This window comes from Ignavibacteriota bacterium, from assembly GCA_016713565.1.
GTDB lineage: Bacteria > Bacteroidota > Ignavibacteria > Ignavibacteriales > Melioribacteraceae.
On record JADJOX010000008.1, the window covers coordinates 755469 to 772672 of the forward strand.

Here is a 17204-nt window from a genome sequence, read left to right on the forward strand (position 1 = left end):
TCCTATCTTTTTAATACCAACATCATATTATATAATAAAAGAATTGAAGCAATAAAAAAAAGTAGAAATGAAATTATTACCCCAATTTGAAAATTTAAACCAAATGAAAAAGACAAAAAAATTATTCCGGTTATCATTAAATAAAATATCGCGTATCCAATCTTTTCACTGTACATATCTTTAAGCATCGGTACGCTTTCTTTACCGGCTAAACTGCTGTATTTATGATACCAACGTAAAAACGGAAGTATTTTATGAAGTTGTCCAATTATTAACATTGATAAATAACCAAATATTATTAAGTATCCGTAAATCAAACTAAAATTTTTAATTCCGGATGGATTTATCAATGCAATAATAAATCCGAGAATTACACAAATTCCAAGAAATACAAACGCAATTACTGAAAATTTTAATCCGATATCGAGTTTTCTCCTAACGCGTTTTTTAAATATTGAATACATTTGAAAAAGATAAACGAAAATTCCAGTGCCGATTGAAATTACAAAAACATAAAAAAATATTGTTGTATCTTGGTAATGCATAACCGTAGAAATTCCAAGTAAGCCGAAATTTAGCAATATAAAAGACGCAAATGCCGGCTTAAGAGAATATTCATGAGAAAGTGTAAACATTGGAATAAGTTTAAATGAAACTCCCATTACAATAAATGAAACCCAACCGATAAAAGCTAAATGTGCGTGAAGATTTAAATATTGAAAATGATCAATTTTAATATATGGTTTAACCAAATTTATACTTAACAGTAAACCGGCTATCGCGGTTACTACTAAATAAAATATTGCCGCTGCTAAATAATATCCCGCTATATTCCACAACTTGACTCGTCTAAAAGTCATTATTAAATTAAAGGAAAACAATAGCATTGCGGCATTTAAGATTATTGCGGAAGGGAATATGAAACTTTCCGGGTTGAAATTCCAAAAGCCGTAAACTAATCCGATTACACCTATTAAAAATATCCAATATTGAATTTCCGCGAGACGTTCACTGTAAAGTTTAACCTCCAATACCACCGGAACAAGCTGAAACAGTGCGCCGAAAATTACCATTGTTATCCAGCCAAGTGTAGCAATGTGCGTGAGTGCAAGAATTTTTGGCTGAAAATGATGTCCTCCAATTGAATTGAATTCCAAAAGCTGTAAAAGCGTCAGTAGGAAAAATGATATAACAGAAGTCGACAGATATTTAATCACAATCCTAAATGGCGGAGAATATGCAGAAGCTATAGAATTGGAACTCATTATTTATTTACTCTTTACAATAAAGACTTTGTAGTAATTATCATTAATTTTATTAGACTGTGCTTTGAATCCTCTTTCTGAAAGTTTTGGATAAAGCATTAAAGGCTCACGATGATGATGAACCAGAAGAAGAGTATTTTCATCAATTTGATTAAGATTTTCAAATACTTTCATCATTGGTTCAGGCGGAGGCAATTCCCTTACATCAATTTCAATTACATTTTTATAATCATTCAAATTTATACTAAAAGTTTCCTCATTATTATTTTTATCAGCATCGGAGAATTCTGCTTTATTAGTTTTATAAAAGTAAACTTTGTATACATCGGCTAAATTTTCCGTGAAGTGATTAAAGCCTTTTTTACCAAGAACAGTATATAGTGGAATCGGTTCAAATGAATTTATAAGCAAAAATGTTTCATCATCATTAATGGTTTTTGCAAAACTCATAATTGCAGATAGTGGATCTTTGCCCTCATTTATTATTGGTCTAACATCAAGCTCTTTAATTTTTAGACTGCTTAAATCATTTAAAAACTCTGGCTTTTCGTCTTTTTTACTTTCAATTTGTGAAGATTCATTAATTGTCACTTTGGAATTTTCCTGCAATTTGTTAATGCTTTTATTAAGCTCATATAAAAATTTATTTAAGTCCACATTCCCGATTTTTGCAGCTTGTTCAATTGTTACTCTCCCTGCCAATGCTTTTCTAAGAATAGGATTTTTCAATTTGGAGAAATGTGGACTTGCGCTGATAAAAACTTCTAAAGTTTGAGGATAAAGGTTCAGCGTTTTAGAAACTTTCATATCTTTTGTTATTATAGAATCATTCATTTGTTCACCGATAAAATTAATTTTCATCAGTTGATTATTTTTTTTGATTTTACTTTTTACCGCAAACGCGATGTTCATCAAATTGTTACCTGATGGTAAAACTGAAAACTTAAAATTTAGGCAATCAATTAAATTTTAGAAATATTTACCCGCCAGACTTCCGGACCTTTTTCGACATATTCCCAGCCGAATTGTGAAGGTCTTTCATTCTGGAATTGATAATAAAGCGGCATTGGATCATGATCGTTTATCAATTGAAAAGATTCGCCCGCCGTTAATTCGTCAAATGTTTGAAAAATTGTAGGGTGTTTTTCTCGTGGTTGTATTGGTCGTATATCAAGCTCTTTTAACATTTTTTATTCCTTATATTTTTGAATTGCGACAGTAAGATAAAAAGAGAAGTGATCGGATTTATTGACTTAAGTCAACTTATTACATTTTAATAGTTATTCTCCGGCAAGTACTTTTATTTTGATGGGATTTGTCAGAAAAATATTTTTACCGCTTACCCTAATAATATTTTCTGTTTGAAGTTTGTTTAACGTTCTTGAAAAAGTTTCCGTAATTGTTCCAATGTAAGTGGCAATTACTGATTTTGGCACGGATAATCTAAAAAATGGTTCGGGTAAATTTTCTGTACCATTTTTCTTTACTTCATTTAAGAAATATTGTGCAAGTCTGTTTATAACTTCTTTTGTAGAAAGATCTTCAATTTGTTTAACAAGTGATTTCATCCTTTTTGCAAATCCAGCAAGCATCTTTAAAGAAATTTCATGATGTTCTTTAATCAGTAAAATAAATTTATCTTTGGGCACAAATAAAGTAACACTTTCGTTTAATGCTTCGGCGCTTACCGGATAATCTTTTCCTTCAAATAATGGAATATCGCCAAAAGTATTTATTGGTCTTATAAGATGGATTATTGTTTCTTTTCCGTCTTTGTTTATTCTAAAAACTTTAATTCCTCCGCGCAGTAAAATATAGAAACCACGGTAACTGTCTCCGTCTCTAAATAAATTTTCGCCTTTATTATATTTTACAACTTGGCAAATCGATGAAAACTTTCTAAGCTGATCAATTGAAAGCTCGGAGAAAAGTGGTATACCTTGCAATGTTTCTTTTTTATCAAGGTCAATATTGTTCATTATAAATTTCCAATAACAAATTATTTAAGCAATAATATAAATTTTTACGATTAAATGAACTTAATTGTTTAATTATGGCTTAATTATTTTTGAATAAAATCGTAAGAACAGATGAAAATTCTACGGTTTGTGAGAAATTTTTGAATAAAAATTATATTCCAAGTTTAAAAATTTTATTGGAATAATGAAAAAATAATGTTAATTATACATCTAAGTTCTCGAGTAAGTTCTCGAGTAAGTAAAATTATGAGCCATATTACACAATCTGAAATAGCAAAAAAACTTAATGTTACAAGAATAACAGTTTCCAAGGCACTTCGTAATCATCCGGATATTTCCAAGGAAACCAAAGCGAAAATTCTTAAAGTTGCAGAGGAGCTAAACTACACTCCTAATCTTATAGCAAAAAATTTAATCACTCAAAAAACAAATACTATCGGAGTAGTTATTCCCGATTTGGAAAACAGTTTTTTTGCGTATGCCGCAGATAGTTTGATTGATGCTTCTGCCGAAAAAAATTACAATGTATTTGTTACCGTCTCAAGAGAAAATCATCAAAGCGAAATAAAAAATATTAAAAATTTACTCGGGATGAGAGTCGATGGACTTTTGATTTGCGTTTCTCAGCAAACGTACGATATTAGAATTTTTGAACACATTAAAAATATAAATGTGCCTTTAGTTTTCTTTGACAGACAAATAGACGGACTTGGTTTTCCAAGCGTAATATTTGATGACGTTAACGGAGCTTTAACCGCGTTAGATCAAATCATTAAAAACGGATTTACAAAAATTGCTCACTTTGCCGGATATTCAAATGTAAGTGTGGCAAAAGCTAGAAAAACGGGATACACCTCGGCACTCTCAAACAACGGTATTGAGTTGAAAAATGATTGGGTAATTGAAGGTGGGTTTGAAGTAAAGGACGGATATAATTCTTTTTTAAAACTTTTCAATTCACAGAACATGCCGGAAATTATTTTTACAGTTAATGACCGTGTTGCGTTAGGCGCGTATAAAGCAGCCGCTGAGTGCGGACTTCGTATACCAGATGATATTGGAATAGTTGGATTCGGATTTAATGAAACCGCTCAAAGCTTTTCACCATCACTTGCAATAATTAATCAAGATCCTAGAAATTTAGGAAACAGGGCAACTGAATTGTTAATTAGCTTGATAAATGGTACGGAAACAAATAGAGAACAAAATATAATAATAAATGAAGAATTTCTTTGGAATGATTCAATTAGAAGAAATAAATAGCAAGGAGTATAAAATGAAAAAAGTAGTTGTTGCCGGTGCTGGCGGATTTATTGGCGGCCATCTTACAAAAAAGTTAAAAGAAATGAATTATGATGTCAGAGCAGTTGATATAAAGCCGCTAAACCGTTGGTACCAAATTATACCCGGAGTTGAAAATTTTGTATTGGATTTGAAAGTAAAAGATAATTGTTATCAGGCTTTAAATGGTTTTGAAGAAGTTTTTAACCTTGCCGCAGATATGGGCGGAATGGGTTTTATCGAAAATCATAAAGCTGATTGTATGCTAAGTGTTCTCATCAATACGCATTTACTTATGGCCGCACGCGATTTAGGAATACAAAGATTTTTTTACGCTTCATCCGCGTGTGTTTATAATGGAGAAAAACAAACGGATCCTAATAATCCCGGACTAAAAGAATCAGATGCATATCCGGCATTAGCTGAAGACGGTTATGGCTGGGAAAAATTATTTAGCGAAAGAATGTGCAGACATTTTTCTGAAGATTTTAATTTAACAACTCGAGTCGCCAGATTTCATAATGTGTACGGTCCATTTGGAACTTATGACGGCGGCAGAGAAAAAGCTCCTGCAGCTATTTGCAGAAAAGTTATTGACGGTGAATTGTATGATAAAAAGGAAATTGTAATTTGGGGAGATGGACATCAAACAAGAAGTTTTATGTATATAGATGACTGCGTTAAAGGTATACTTGATATAATGTACAGTAATATTGAAGAGCCAATTAACCTTGGAAGTTCTGAAATGGTTTCAATAAATCAACTAGTTGATTATGTAGAGGAAATCGCGAATTTCAAATTGAACAGAAAGTACGATCTAAATGCACCTAAAGGTGTTAGAGGCAGAAATAGCGACAACACTTTAATCAAGCAGTATTTGAAATGGGAACCTTCAATTCCGCTTAAAACTGGATTACAAAAAACTTATGATTGGATAAAACTTCAAATGGTTGAAAATAAAGGTAAAGATTCAAAAAAAATTGTATTCAACGAATTTTAAAACTTGGAAAATTAAATGACTGAAAAAAAAGTTATGGTCAGCGGTTGTTTCGATCTTCTACATAGTGGACATATCGCATTTTTTAAGTTAGCATCAAAATTTGGCAAACTTTATGTTGCGGTTGGTTCCGATGCAAATCTTGTTTTGTTAAAAAGAAAAGCACCATATTTTTCTCAAGCAGAAAGAGTTTATATGGTAAACTCTATCCGTTTTGTTGAGGAAGCGTTTGTTGCTTCCGGATCCGGTATGCTTGACTTCAAACCGGATTTAGAAAGAATTAAACCCGACATTTTTGTTGTTAATACTGATGGTCATACTGCGGAAAAAGAAAAGCTTTGTAAAAATTATGGAATTGAATACCTTATTTTAGAAAGAGTGCCTGAAGAGGGCTTGCCTGCCAGAGCGAGTTCGACTACAAAAAATGAATTAAAGTTTCCTTATAGATTATGTCTAGCCGGCGGTTGGATGGATCAGCCGTGGGTATCGGAAATTTATGTAGGAAGTGTTGTTGTTGCACAACTTCTGCCGACAATAGACTTCAATGATCGTTCTGGAATGGCTACAAGTTCTAGAAAGGTCGCGTTGGAATTATGGGGAAACCAATATCCAAAAGGTAATCCGCTAAATAATGCTAAATTATTGTTTGGAGCTGAAAACCCTCCAGGTTCTGAATATATTTCAGGTTCACAAGATCATATTGGCCTTTTAAATCCTGGTATCAGCAGACTTTTTTACAATGGAAAATATTGGCCTGAAGAAATAGACTCAACAGTCGATAAAGAAACTTGCGAATGGTTATCTAACGTACTTCATTTAGTTCCTTTAACTCCGCGTCCAAATAATTATGATCCTCTTAAAGAAAAAAATCTAAAAATGGAATTTGTTAAAAGCTTAGGTGAAGCCGGTGAAAAATGCTGGAATAGTATATTAAAGAAAGATGTGATTGGACTCGGCGAATCAATGACGAAAACATTGTTAGCTTGGAAAAAAATGCTGCCATATACAGTTTCAGATCAAATATTTAAAGAGTTGAAAACCGAATATATAACAAAATATTCCGGAGCAATAACTTCTGGCAGCGGAGGAGGATATGTTGTTGTAGCTTCAGATAAACCTGTACCTAATTCCATAAAAATTAAAGTGCGCTGCTAAATTTTAATAATGAATGATTAAAAGGATACTATGTTTAATTTAACAAAAATGTTTAGAACAGAAGATGGTAAAAATTATGCATTTACATTTGGTTTGGTAAGTACATTGTTTTTATTATGGGGCTTGTGCAACGGAATGATTGATGTTATGGACAAGCATTTTCAAGATTATTTACATCTAACAAAATCGCAATCGGCATGGGTTCAATTTGCTCATTATTTGGGATATTTTCTAATGGCATTGCCGGCAAGTTTTTTAGCTAGAAAATTGGGTTATAAAGGCGGAATTATTGCCGGCTTATTATTGGTATCATTTGGGGGATTTTGGTTTATTCCTGCTACATATATTTCAACATTTTGGTCATTCTTACTTGGTGTTTGTATTGTTGCAATGGGACTTACAGTTTTAGAAACTGTAGCAAACCCATATACAACTGTACTCGGCAGTAAACAATATTCGGCGGCAAGAATAAATTTTGCGCAATCTTTTAACGGAATCGGTTGGATATTCGGACCAATAATAGGCGGAATATTTTTTTATTCATCTGAAGGAGCTGAGGCGGCGCAAGCTCAATTATATATTCCATATTTAACCGTTGCAATTATTGTATTGATAATGGCTGTAATATTTTACTTTGCAAATATACCTGAACTAAATACCGAGGACGATTATAACTTAGATGTAGAATCAAATACTGCAATTAAAAAATCAATTTGGCTTCATCCGCATTTTGTTGGAGCGGTACTGTCTCAGTTTTTGTATGTAGCGGCACAAGCGGGGATTTTTAGTTTTTTCATTAATTATATTGTTGAGGAGATACCTTCAATATCCAGCTCATTAGCCGGCAGTTGGTTATTCAATGACAGATCAGTTCTAAAAGGGAGCGAATATTTTATAAATGAAAAAGGAGCTACTTTTTTACTCGGTTCAATTGGGTTCCCGCTTTTCCTGCTGGGACGAATTACAGGTACCGCAATTTTAAGAAAGATAACTGCGCATAAACTGCTCGGAATATATGCTTTGGTAAACGTTTTTGTTTGTTTAATTGTGGTATTTAAAATTGGATGGATTTCTGTTGCTGCGGTGTTTATAACATTCTTTTTTATGTCTATAATGTTCCCAACAATTTTTGCACTTGGAATTCACGGATTAGGAATTGAAGCCAAAAAAGCATCGGGCTTCATTGTAATGGCTATAATGGGAGGCGCAATAATGCCTAAACTTATGGGTCATTTAGGTGATGTATATAATATGTCAGTTAGCTTTCTTATGCCTATGTGTTGTTTTTTGGTCGTTTCAATATACGGATTTCTATGGCAGAATTTGAGTAGATCAAAAACAAAAATAGAAATTTCAAAAACGCGAAGTCATTAAACAACAATAAAATGTTTAATAGAATTTTTGTTACTTACAAATTGAGGAGAAATTAGATATAATTGAATTTTATATTTATAATTTTGCAATATTAAACGTATATAACAAACTAGTATTTTATAATTTTTTGTAAAATGAGATAAATAAAAATTGAATTACACCTTGTTTACTTTGAGAAAAAATATTTTAATAATTTATTTAATTTTGTTTCTAATATTGTTTAATGTTACAAACTTAAGCTTTGCACAAATTGACTCAATTCAGAATAATACGTGCGAGCTCACAATCCTCAATACAATCAAATCCGATTTAGTTATTTCTTTCGATAACTCTTTGAAAGTTATTAAAAGTCCATATTATTTTAATTGGAATGATTACGCAATAGTAGGAGCTACAATTGCGCTTACCGGCGCGTCTTTTACAGTTGACAATGAAATTCGAGAAAGTATTTTAAGCACAAAAAGTAATTTAATGGATAATGTTACTTATGTGGGAGAAGCTTTTGGAAATGCAAAATATGGAACCGCACTAAGCGCTTTACTTTATACTTCCGGTTTAATATTCGACCATAATGATTTAAGAGAAACAGGACAAATGATTGCTGAGGCAATGCTTTGGAATGGAATTTTTACCGAATTATTAAAAATTACTTTTGTCAGATATCGTCCATATACCGGAAATGAAAATTTAAGAATGGAACCATTTGAATTTGAGCTTGATGCAAATGAAAACTCGCTGCCTTCCGGACATACTTCAACCGCGTTTACAATTGCGACCGTTTTATCCGAACAGATTGATAATACGTATGCTTCAATTGCGCTGTATTCATTAGCCTCGTTAACAGCTTATCAAAGAGTATACGCCGATGCACATTGGTTTTCCGATACCTTTCTAGGTGCAGTTTTAGGAACTTTTATTGGTCTTAAAATTACCTCACTTCACGAAAAACATAGAGAAATTAATAGATCGTTAAGACTTGGAATTTATCCGCAATTAAATTCAGGCGGATACAAATTAGGACTTTTTATTCAATTTTGATTTTCACATATATTAAAATATTTTATATCATATTTTAAATTTATTAATTTAATCACAATAGATTTATATCAATAATTTATTGGCGGGGACAAATTATGAAAAAAATTACGCGCAGAAATTTTGTTAAAAATATGGGAATAGGAGCATTAGCAATTAATTATATCCCTTTTTCGGTTAGAGGGTCAAATGTGCCAAGTAATAAATTAAATATAGCCGCGGTTGGAATAGGCGGAATGGGCGGCGCAAATTTGCGAATGCTTGAAAATGAAAACATTGTTGCTTTATGCGATGTTGATTTTAATTATGCGGCAAATACGATTAAGAGATATCCTAACGCAAAATTATATAAAGATTTTAGAGTAATGCTCGAAAAGGAAAAAAATGTTGATGCCGTGCTAATCGCGACTCCAGATCATACGCACGCGGTTATTACGATGGCGGCAATGCAGGAAGGGAAACATGTTTATTGCCAAAAACCTTTAACGCATAATATTTATGAAGCAAGAACAATTACAGAAAAAGCAAAATACTATGGCGTCCAAACACAAATGGGAAATCAAGGGCATTCATGGGAACACATCCGAGTACTAAAGGAATGGATAAATGACGGCGCGATTGGTGAAGTTAAGGAAGTACACGCATGGACGGATAGACCTGTCGGAGGTGATCCGTGGTCAACATTTTTAATTAAAGCATTACCAACTGAAAAAGTAGAAAAACCAGATGGAATGGATTGGGATTTATGGATCGGACCCGCAAGATACAGAGATTATCATCCCGATTATCATCCGACCAAATGGAGATCATGGCTTGATTTCGGAACCGGCTCTTTAGGCGATATGGGATGTCATATAATTGATCCTGCGTTTTGGGCATTGGACTTGGGAGCGCCGATATCAATCGAAGCAACATCAACGCATTGGGAACCGGAAATAGAATCTCAAACATTTCCAAGAGCATCAATTGTAAGGTATAATTTTCCTGCAAATGAAAAAAGAAATAGTATTAAACTGACCTGGTATGATGGAAGACTTCAGCCGCCGATTCCTGAGGAATTAGAACCGGGACGAACAATTCCCGCAAGCGGCGCTTTTATCATTGGTGAAAAAGGTGTTATTATGCATGGAAGTCATGGCGCCGATAATGTAAGAATTATTCCAGAAACAAAGATGAAAGAATATAAACTTCCTGCCAAAACAATTCCCAGAATTGAAGGTAGTCATGAAGATGATTGGGTTCGCGCGTGCAAAGAAGGGAAAAATGGCACACCGGCATGTTCAAATTTTGATTACGGCGGTCCTTTAACTGAAATGGCATTGTTGGGAATGATCGCGATTCAAGTTAAGAACCAAAATCTAATTTGGAATGCAAAAGAAATGAAATTTGAAAATAATGATGCCGCAAATAATCTTATTAAAACCGAGTACAGGCAAGGTTGGAAATTGTAAGTAACTCAATTTCGATAAGAATAATTTTGTTTAATAAATTGTAAGAAATAATTTCTATACTTAATGTGAGAATCAAAAAATGAAAAAAACTATATTATTATTTTTTATTATTACAATATTTTCAAAAGCGCAAAGTGAAAATGGAATGGCGGTATATTATAGCGCCGACAATAAACATCAATTTACCATACCTGAAACTTGGACTGAATTAGACTTAAATGAAAATGCTGATATTCAGGTTGGCAGTGAACAAGACGAAGCTTATATGATATTGCTAGTTGATTCAAAAGATGATTTGTTCGGATGGAATTTGCAGAAGCATTCTTACAGCACTTTTGCAAATATTTTGTCAGGACTTTATTTTCCCAAAATTGAAGGACCAACCGAATTAACAGTTGCCGGAAATAAAGCCATAAAATTTAAATTAGAAGGAACTTCAGAAGATATTAATATAGTTTATTTCCACGTTGTTATTGAGACCGAAACGAATTTTAACCAAGTTTTAGCGTGGTCATTAAAATCCAAATTTAAACAAAATGAAAAATTACTTATGGATGTAATTAATAGTTTTGTAGAAAACGATTAGTTGTGATTTAATATTATTCTGAAAACTTATTTTTAGTGAAAAAAATATTTTAAAAAACTGAATTCTAAAGAAACGGTTATTTAATTCTTGAATTAATAATTTATAATTTTGGAATATCAATTTCAGATTCATAAAATTAAATATGAATTATTTTGCCTAACTTCATATTATTTTTATTATCATTTAATTGTAATAAAATGTTGTGTTCTTATTTAACCTAATAAACCGTATCTTTATTAAACAAACTGAAAACTAAATAGAGCCGCCGGTATGAAAAAGTTAAATCGAAGAGATTTTATAAAAAACAGCAGTTTAATTTCTATTGGATTATTTTCCGCACCAACAATTCTTTCTCCATCAGTTCTAAAATCAAAATATACACCCAACAATAAGATAAATATAGGTGTTATTGGCTGCGGTAGAATTGCGCGCGATCATGATATTCCATTAACTCTCAAAAACGATTCAGCTAGAATTGTTGCCGTTTGTGATTTAGATAAAAAACGACTGAGAGAAGGGAAAGATTATGTGCTGAAATTGTATAAAGAAAAAACCGGAAAAGATAATTTTGTTGATGTAAAAATGTTTGATGACTTTCGTGATTTATGCGCGGATAAAGATATTGATGCAGTAATTGTAAGTACGCCCGATCATTGGCATTCTATTCCGGCAATCGCGGCAGCAAATTCCGGTAAAGATATTTACCTGCAAAAACCCGCTTCACTAACTATACAGGAAGGACGCGCGTTAAGCGATATAATAAATCGCACCGGAAGAATTTTACAAATTGGAAGCCAGCAAAGATCTTTAGATCCTTGGCCTCAGTTTCATAAAGCCTGCGAACTTGTACGAAACGGAAGAATTGGTGAAATTCATACAATAAATATTGGTTTACCGGGAGATCCGGCGGGACCGGAAGAACCGGAAATGCAAATACCTTCTAATTTAAATTATGATATGTGGCTTGGTTCTACTCCTTATGTCTATTACACTGAAAATAGAGTACATCCTCAAAAAGATTTTTCTAGACCCGGCTGGCTTAGATGTGAACAGTTTGGAGCAGGAATGATTACTGGCTGGGGTGCTCATCATGTTGATACCGCTCATTGGGGAATGGGAACTGAATATACCGGACCTATAGAAATTGAAGCAACTGCGGAATTTCCCAAAAGCGGATTATGGAATGTTCACGGTGATTTTAACGTAAAAGCAAAATATGAAAATGGCGTAACGATGTTTATTAACGGGACGAATCCTAATGGTGTAAAATTTGAAGGAAGTGAAGGCTGGATTTTTGTTTCAAGAGGAGCTGTGCAAGTTACGTCTACAGATCCAGGTAATCCTGATATAACACTTCAAGCCATAGAAGCGAGTGATCCCAAAATTCTTGATTCAGTTATTGGTGAAGATGAAATTCATTTATATAAAAGCAGCGAACAGCATTTAAATTGGTTGGATTGCATTAGAACTCGGCAACAGCCGATTGCACCCGCGGAAATTGGTCATCGTTCATGTTCAGCTTGCTTGGTTAGTCACATAGGCATGAAACTGCAAAGAAAATTATATTGGGATCCAATTAAAGAAAGATTCAAAAATGATGATGAAGCTAACTCAATGATATCAAGAACAATGAGGATGCCGTGGCGAAATTTCATTCAATAAAATATTATATAACGTTACTATTTATTATTCCTACTGCAATTTTATTTTCACAGTCCAATAAGCTGACCGCTGAGTTGCAGGATAAAATGATCATTGTAAGAATTAATGATGTTACATTTACGTGTTATAGATTCGGCGATGGACAAAAATATCCTTACTTTTATCCGGTTAACGGACCGTCTTCAGGTTTATCTGTTACAACCGAATCCAGCCTTCCTTATCCGCATCACAGATCATTATGGTTTGGATGCGATCAAGTTAATGGCGGAAATTATTGGCAGGAAGGAAATGAAAGAGGACAAATAATTTCACAAGGCGCAAATATCATACTTAATGATTCAAATAAAATTCAAATTAAGGACGAATGTTTTTGGAAACAGCCTGGACGAGAACCTATTATTAAAGATGAAAGAAATATTTACATTTCGGCTCCAAATGATTCAATACGTATTATAGATTTTAATATAAAATTAACCGCGCTTACCGAATTGACAATTTTAAAAACAAATCATTCTCTATTTGCAGCAAGAATGGATTCAAGGCTTTCCGTAAAGGAAGGCGGAACATTGATAAATTCAGACGGCGGTTTTGGTGAAAAAAATACGGCCGGAATTCAGTCGGCTTGGTGCGATTATTTCGGCGATAGATTCGGGATTGTTGAAGGTCTTGCAATATTTGATTCACCCAAAAATACTTGGTATCCCAGTAAATGGTTTACAAGAGATTACGGTTTTTTTTCACCAACAAATTTAAATTGGGTCAATGAACCGATCAGTATTGAAAATGGAACAACTGTAGGTTTTCAATATAGGGTTATTGTTCATTCAGGAAATACAAATCACGCGAAGATCAAACAATTATTTTCCGATTGGATTAGCAATTGAATTAAAAAAAAATGGTGCAAATTTAAATTGAGTTAAAAATGAAATTCTTTGATAGATTAATATTAATAAATGTAATTCTAATTATTTTCTCAAATTCCGCTATAAGTCAGAGTAATAAAATGCAAATCAAACTAATTACATTGGATCCGGGACATTTTCATGCGGCGCTGGTGCAAAAAAATAATTACGCACAAATATCACCCGAAGTTTTTATTTATGCGCCCGAAGGAGATGATGTAAATGAGCATATTAATAGAATTAACAATTATAACAACAGAACTGAAAATCCAACCAACTGGAAATTGAATATTTACACCGGGAATGATTATTTAAGAAAAATGATTGATGATAAAGCGGGAAATGTAGTTGTAATTTCAGGCAACAATCAAAAAAAAATGGATTATATAAACAATTCAATTTCAGCGGGATTTAACGTACTTGCGGATAAACCAATGTGCATCAGCTCCAAAGATTTTGAGCAATTGGTCATAACATTTAAAACTGCCGAAAAAAATAATGTTTTGCTCTATGATATAATGACCGAAAGAAGTGAAATTACAACCATATTACAAAAAGAATTAATTAACGATCAAGAGTTGTTCGGTAAATTTGCTGAAGGCAGTGTTGATAATCCTGTTGTGGTAAAATCAAGTATACATCATTTCTTTAAGTATGTTTCTGGAAATCCTTTGAAAAGACCGGCTTGGTTTTTCGACGCATCGCAGCAAGGCGATGGATTGATAGATGTAACGACTCATTTAGTTGATCTCGTTCAATGGGAATTGTTCCCGGAACAAATTATTAATTATAAAAATGAAATTGAAATTATTGCCGCTAAACATTGGCCGACAAAGTTAACGTTAAGTCAGTTTTCCAATATTACTGAATTAAGTTCTTATCCTGAATTTCTTAACAAATTTGTTAATGATACTATTTTGAATGTTTTCAGCAACGGTGAAATAAATTATAAAATCAAAAATGTTTTCGCAAAAGTCATTGTTGAATGGAAATATAAAGCTCCGGAAGGAGGAGGCGACACTCATTATTCAATCGTTCGTGGAACTAAGGCAAATGTGATAATTGAACAAGGCAAAGAACAAAATTTTATACCTGAACTTTATATTGAAAAAACCGCAAAAATTTCTGATAACGAATTTGAAAAAATGGTCAGATCGACGATCGAAAAATTAAATACAAAATATTCGGGAATTTCATTAGAAAAATCAAATGATAAATGGCATATAAATATTCCAAATAAATTTAGAGTTGGACACGAAGCACATTTTGCGCAGGTAATGGAAAGATATTTAGATTATCTAAATGATGGAAAATTACCCGTTTGGGAAGTTCCGAATATGATTTCTAAATATTATACAACAACGAAAGCTCTTGAATTGGCAGAATAATTATCATGTAAATTGTTATTTTGATATATTATGTAAGAATATAATTTTCTTGGCAAATATGAAACTGCAGTTATTATATCTTTATATTATTTTCAATTCTATATGTTATTCACAAAATAATATTTCTTTTAATTCTCATTCGCATAACGATTACGCAAATCCAAAGCCATTATTAACAGCTTTATCTTCCGGCTCAAAAAGTATTGAAGCGGATATAATTTATCTTAATGATAAATTGTTCGTTGCCCACAACGTTGAAGATACAAATCAAAATAATACGCTTGAAAAAATGTATTTGGCTCCGCTGAAAGATATAATTGAAAATACTAATTCAGAATATCACTTTAATTATGAGCTGTTTCTTTTTATTGATATAAAATTGGATGCCGAAAATACCTACAAAAAATTAAGATCATGCTTAAATAAATATAAAAATTATTTAACATCAATAAATGACGGTCAACTTAAAATAAAAAATATAAGGGTAATTATTTCGGGTAACAGACCTATAGAAACGGTAAGAAACGAGATGAACAGATTTATTTTTTTAGACGGCAGATTTGAAGATGTTGGTAAGGGTGAATCCGAAAATCTTTTTCCTATAATAAGTGAAGATTGGTTAGCTGTAAGTGATAAATTAAGTAAATATTTAGGTAAAGAATCGGACATTCACGATCTAAAGGAATTTATAAATAAAGTTCATGAAGAAAATAAGTTAGTGCGATTTTGGGGAACGCCCGATAATGATAAGTTTTGGGATTTTTCCAATAATATGAAAATCGACTTTGTTAATACTGATATGCCTGATGATTATAAAAAATATTATTTAATAAAATTTCCAAAAGCTGATATAATTAAATAAAAATATTCATTTGTTTAGTTTATGATTGTTTACTTCAACTAAAGCTATTGACTAATATATATCTTGTGTTTACATTACCTTAACACAAAAAAAATGTTATGTTTATTTAAAGGCCTTTTAAATTACTCATTTAGTTTGGAGGTCTAATGAAAAAATACACTTCTTACATAGTCCCAATCTTTTTTATTTTAATTACCGTTTTGACTTTTCAAAAATGTGATCCGCTGGTTGATACAATAGACGATGTTCGCGACTGCGTTGATTACAGCAAGACGAATAAAAATTTGCAATTAGCAAAAGATACAATATTGGTAATGACTTGGAATATAAGATTTGGCTGCGGAACCGAAATCCTTTGGTTTGGTGATGCTTGCGGCGATAGAACGGTTTTAACAAGAGATGAAGTCACTAAAAATCTAGATAGAATTGTATCCGCGATAAACACAATTAAACCTGATATTTTAATGCTCCAGGAAGTTGACGTTAAATGCAAACGTACGGCATATATCGATCAAATGAAGTACATAATGGATAGAACTTATTTTGATTTCGGATATTATGCTACAAACTGGAATATTCAATTTATTCCTAGCGATGGAATTGGAAGAATTGATGAAGGCAACGCAATATTATCAAGATGGAAATTGACAAATGTAAAATTACATCCGCTCCCGCTTAGAAATGATCTTGACGCGTTGACAAAATACTTTTATGTGCGCGAAATTGTAATGTCAGGAAAAACAATAATGCCAAACGGAAATGAAATTAATATTGTCAATACGCATTTATCTGCATTCTCTACTGATGATACAAAAAAGAGACAATTGGAGAAATACATAAGTATTTGTGATGATCTTAAGGAAACCGGAATTCAGCTTGTAACCGGCGGTGATTATAATCTGCTTCCTCCAAATTCAGATTCTACGGATTACTGTGACGAGGATAAATGCATTGATGAACATTTTCATTCAAAAGGAGACGATCCGTTTCATAAGGAAGGAAGCAATTATACACCGGAGATAAGCTGGCTAATTCCTCTATATGAAAAATATTATCCTTCGCTGCCAATGGATAAATATATTGCTGACCAGCAATTATATTTTTCGCATGCCACTTATCCTGATATTCCTTATGACAGAACATTGGATTATTTGTTTTCAAATACGCAGTGGATAATTGACTCGCACATTTCACATCATGAATATAGGAAATATTCAGATCATGCTTCAGTTACCGCTAAACTCGTTGTTGGAAAGTAGGAGGAAAT

The 17204-nt window shown here is 32.6% G+C and carries 16 protein-coding genes; 12 read left to right on the plus strand and 4 right to left on the minus strand.

Annotated features, from left to right (window positions below; all coding sequences use genetic code 11):
* Window positions 1-2 precede the first annotated feature (2 nt).
* The 4 genes from IPK06_17965 to IPK06_17980 form a co-directional block, all read right to left on the minus strand.
* Window positions 3-1265, minus strand: a complete 1263-nt coding sequence (locus IPK06_17965; protein ID MBK7981856.1) for a hypothetical protein — start codon at window positions 1263-1265, stop codon at window positions 3-5.
* 3 nt (window positions 1266-1268) lie between these two features.
* Window positions 1269-2177 carry a DUF2249 domain-containing protein gene (locus IPK06_17970; GenBank protein MBK7981857.1) on the minus strand — a complete coding sequence of 303 codons (909 nt, stop codon included), beginning with the start codon at window positions 2175-2177 and terminating at the stop codon, window positions 1269-1271.
* A 50-nt stretch (window positions 2178-2227) separates the two neighbouring features.
* Window positions 2228-2452 carry a DUF2249 domain-containing protein gene (locus IPK06_17975; protein ID MBK7981858.1) on the minus strand — a complete coding sequence of 75 codons (225 nt, stop codon included), beginning with the start codon at window positions 2450-2452 and terminating at the stop codon, window positions 2228-2230.
* 93 nt (window positions 2453-2545) lie between these two features.
* Window positions 2546-3244 (minus strand): Crp/Fnr family transcriptional regulator, encoded by a 699-nt coding sequence (locus IPK06_17980; protein MBK7981859.1) that lies wholly within the window; start codon window positions 3242-3244, stop codon window positions 2546-2548.
* Between the two features lie 246 nt (window positions 3245-3490).
* Between IPK06_17980 and IPK06_17985 the strand changes: the two genes are divergently transcribed.
* From IPK06_17985 to IPK06_18040, 12 genes are all read left to right on the plus strand, one after another.
* The gene (locus tag IPK06_17985) at window positions 3491-4507 is read left to right on the plus strand and encodes a LacI family DNA-binding transcriptional regulator (protein ID MBK7981860.1); all 1017 of its coding nucleotides are present in this window, start codon (window positions 3491-3493) and stop codon (window positions 4505-4507) included.
* Between the two features lie 13 nt (window positions 4508-4520).
* Entirely contained in the window at window positions 4521-5525 is a 1005-nt protein-coding gene (locus IPK06_17990) for an NAD-dependent epimerase/dehydratase family protein (protein ID MBK7981861.1), read from the plus strand.
* A gap of 15 nt (window positions 5526-5540) precedes the next feature.
* On the plus strand, window positions 5541-6677 hold the full coding sequence (locus tag IPK06_17995; protein ID MBK7981862.1) for an adenylyltransferase/cytidyltransferase family protein: 1137 nt from the start codon (window positions 5541-5543) through the stop codon (window positions 6675-6677).
* 30 nt (window positions 6678-6707) lie between these two features.
* Window positions 6708-8051, plus strand: a complete 1344-nt coding sequence (locus IPK06_18000; protein ID MBK7981863.1) for a sugar MFS transporter — start codon at window positions 6708-6710, stop codon at window positions 8049-8051.
* Window positions 8052-8384: 333 nt separating this feature from the next.
* Complete coding sequence (locus tag IPK06_18005) at window positions 8385-9089, plus strand: phosphatase PAP2 family protein (protein ID MBK7981864.1); 705 nt, start codon at window positions 8385-8387, stop codon at window positions 9087-9089.
* 95 nt (window positions 9090-9184) lie between these two features.
* Window positions 9185-10537: a Gfo/Idh/MocA family oxidoreductase gene (locus tag IPK06_18010; GenBank protein ID MBK7981865.1), complete on the plus strand. Its 1353-nt coding sequence runs from the start codon at window positions 9185-9187 to the stop codon at window positions 10535-10537.
* Window positions 10538-10616: 79 nt separating this feature from the next.
* The gene (locus IPK06_18015; GenBank protein ID MBK7981866.1) at window positions 10617-11123 is read left to right on the plus strand and encodes a hypothetical protein; all 507 of its coding nucleotides are present in this window, start codon (window positions 10617-10619) and stop codon (window positions 11121-11123) included.
* A 270-nt stretch (window positions 11124-11393) separates the two neighbouring features.
* Complete coding sequence (locus tag IPK06_18020) at window positions 11394-12785, plus strand: Gfo/Idh/MocA family oxidoreductase (protein MBK7981867.1); 1392 nt, start codon at window positions 11394-11396, stop codon at window positions 12783-12785.
* Window positions 12786-12871: 86 nt separating this feature from the next.
* Window positions 12872-13669 (plus strand): PmoA family protein, encoded by a 798-nt coding sequence (locus IPK06_18025; protein ID MBK7981868.1) that lies wholly within the window; start codon window positions 12872-12874, stop codon window positions 13667-13669.
* Between the two features lie 38 nt (window positions 13670-13707).
* Complete coding sequence (locus tag IPK06_18030) at window positions 13708-15075, plus strand: Gfo/Idh/MocA family oxidoreductase (GenBank protein ID MBK7981869.1); 1368 nt, start codon at window positions 13708-13710, stop codon at window positions 15073-15075.
* A 58-nt stretch (window positions 15076-15133) separates the two neighbouring features.
* Window positions 15134-15937: a hypothetical protein gene (locus IPK06_18035; protein MBK7981870.1), complete on the plus strand. Its 804-nt coding sequence runs from the start codon at window positions 15134-15136 to the stop codon at window positions 15935-15937.
* Between the two features lie 146 nt (window positions 15938-16083).
* Window positions 16084-17196: an endonuclease/exonuclease/phosphatase family protein gene (locus IPK06_18040; protein MBK7981871.1), complete on the plus strand. Its 1113-nt coding sequence runs from the start codon at window positions 16084-16086 to the stop codon at window positions 17194-17196.
* The last annotated feature ends 8 nt before the right edge of the window (window positions 17197-17204 follow it).

What these genes read in the sequence shown, in the direction of transcription:
- IPK06_18000 (MBK7981863.1), top strand. Translation starts at nt 6,708, where the DNA reads ATGTTTAATTTAACAAAAATGTTTAGAACAGAAGATGGTAAAAATTAT.
- IPK06_18020 (MBK7981867.1), top strand. Translation starts at nt 11,394, where the DNA reads ATGAAAAAGTTAAATCGAAGAGATTTTATAAAAAACAGCAGTTTAATT.
- IPK06_18015 (MBK7981866.1), top strand. Translation starts at nt 10,617, where the DNA reads ATGAAAAAAACTATATTATTATTTTTTATTATTACAATATTTTCAAAA.
- IPK06_17975 (MBK7981858.1), bottom strand. Translation starts at nt 2,452, where the DNA reads ATGTTAAAAGAGCTTGATATACGACCAATACAACCACGAGAAAAACAC.
- IPK06_17965 (MBK7981856.1), bottom strand. Translation starts at nt 1,265, where the DNA reads ATGAGTTCCAATTCTATAGCTTCTGCATATTCTCCGCCATTTAGGATT.
- IPK06_18010 (MBK7981865.1), top strand. Translation starts at nt 9,185, where the DNA reads ATGAAAAAAATTACGCGCAGAAATTTTGTTAAAAATATGGGAATAGGA.
- IPK06_17970 (MBK7981857.1), bottom strand. Translation starts at nt 2,177, where the DNA reads ATGAACATCGCGTTTGCGGTAAAAAGTAAAATCAAAAAAAATAATCAA.
- IPK06_17980 (MBK7981859.1), bottom strand. Translation starts at nt 3,244, where the DNA reads ATGAACAATATTGACCTTGATAAAAAAGAAACATTGCAAGGTATACCA.
- IPK06_18040 (MBK7981871.1), top strand. Translation starts at nt 16,084, where the DNA reads ATGAAAAAATACACTTCTTACATAGTCCCAATCTTTTTTATTTTAATT.
- IPK06_18030 (MBK7981869.1), top strand. Translation starts at nt 13,708, where the DNA reads ATGAAATTCTTTGATAGATTAATATTAATAAATGTAATTCTAATTATT.
- IPK06_17990 (MBK7981861.1), top strand. Translation starts at nt 4,521, where the DNA reads ATGAAAAAAGTAGTTGTTGCCGGTGCTGGCGGATTTATTGGCGGCCAT.
- IPK06_18035 (MBK7981870.1), top strand. Translation starts at nt 15,134, where the DNA reads ATGAAACTGCAGTTATTATATCTTTATATTATTTTCAATTCTATATGT.
- IPK06_17995 (MBK7981862.1), top strand. Translation starts at nt 5,541, where the DNA reads ATGACTGAAAAAAAAGTTATGGTCAGCGGTTGTTTCGATCTTCTACAT.
- IPK06_17985 (MBK7981860.1), top strand. Translation starts at nt 3,491, where the DNA reads ATGAGCCATATTACACAATCTGAAATAGCAAAAAAACTTAATGTTACA.
- IPK06_18025 (MBK7981868.1), top strand. Translation starts at nt 12,872, where the DNA reads ATGATCATTGTAAGAATTAATGATGTTACATTTACGTGTTATAGATTC.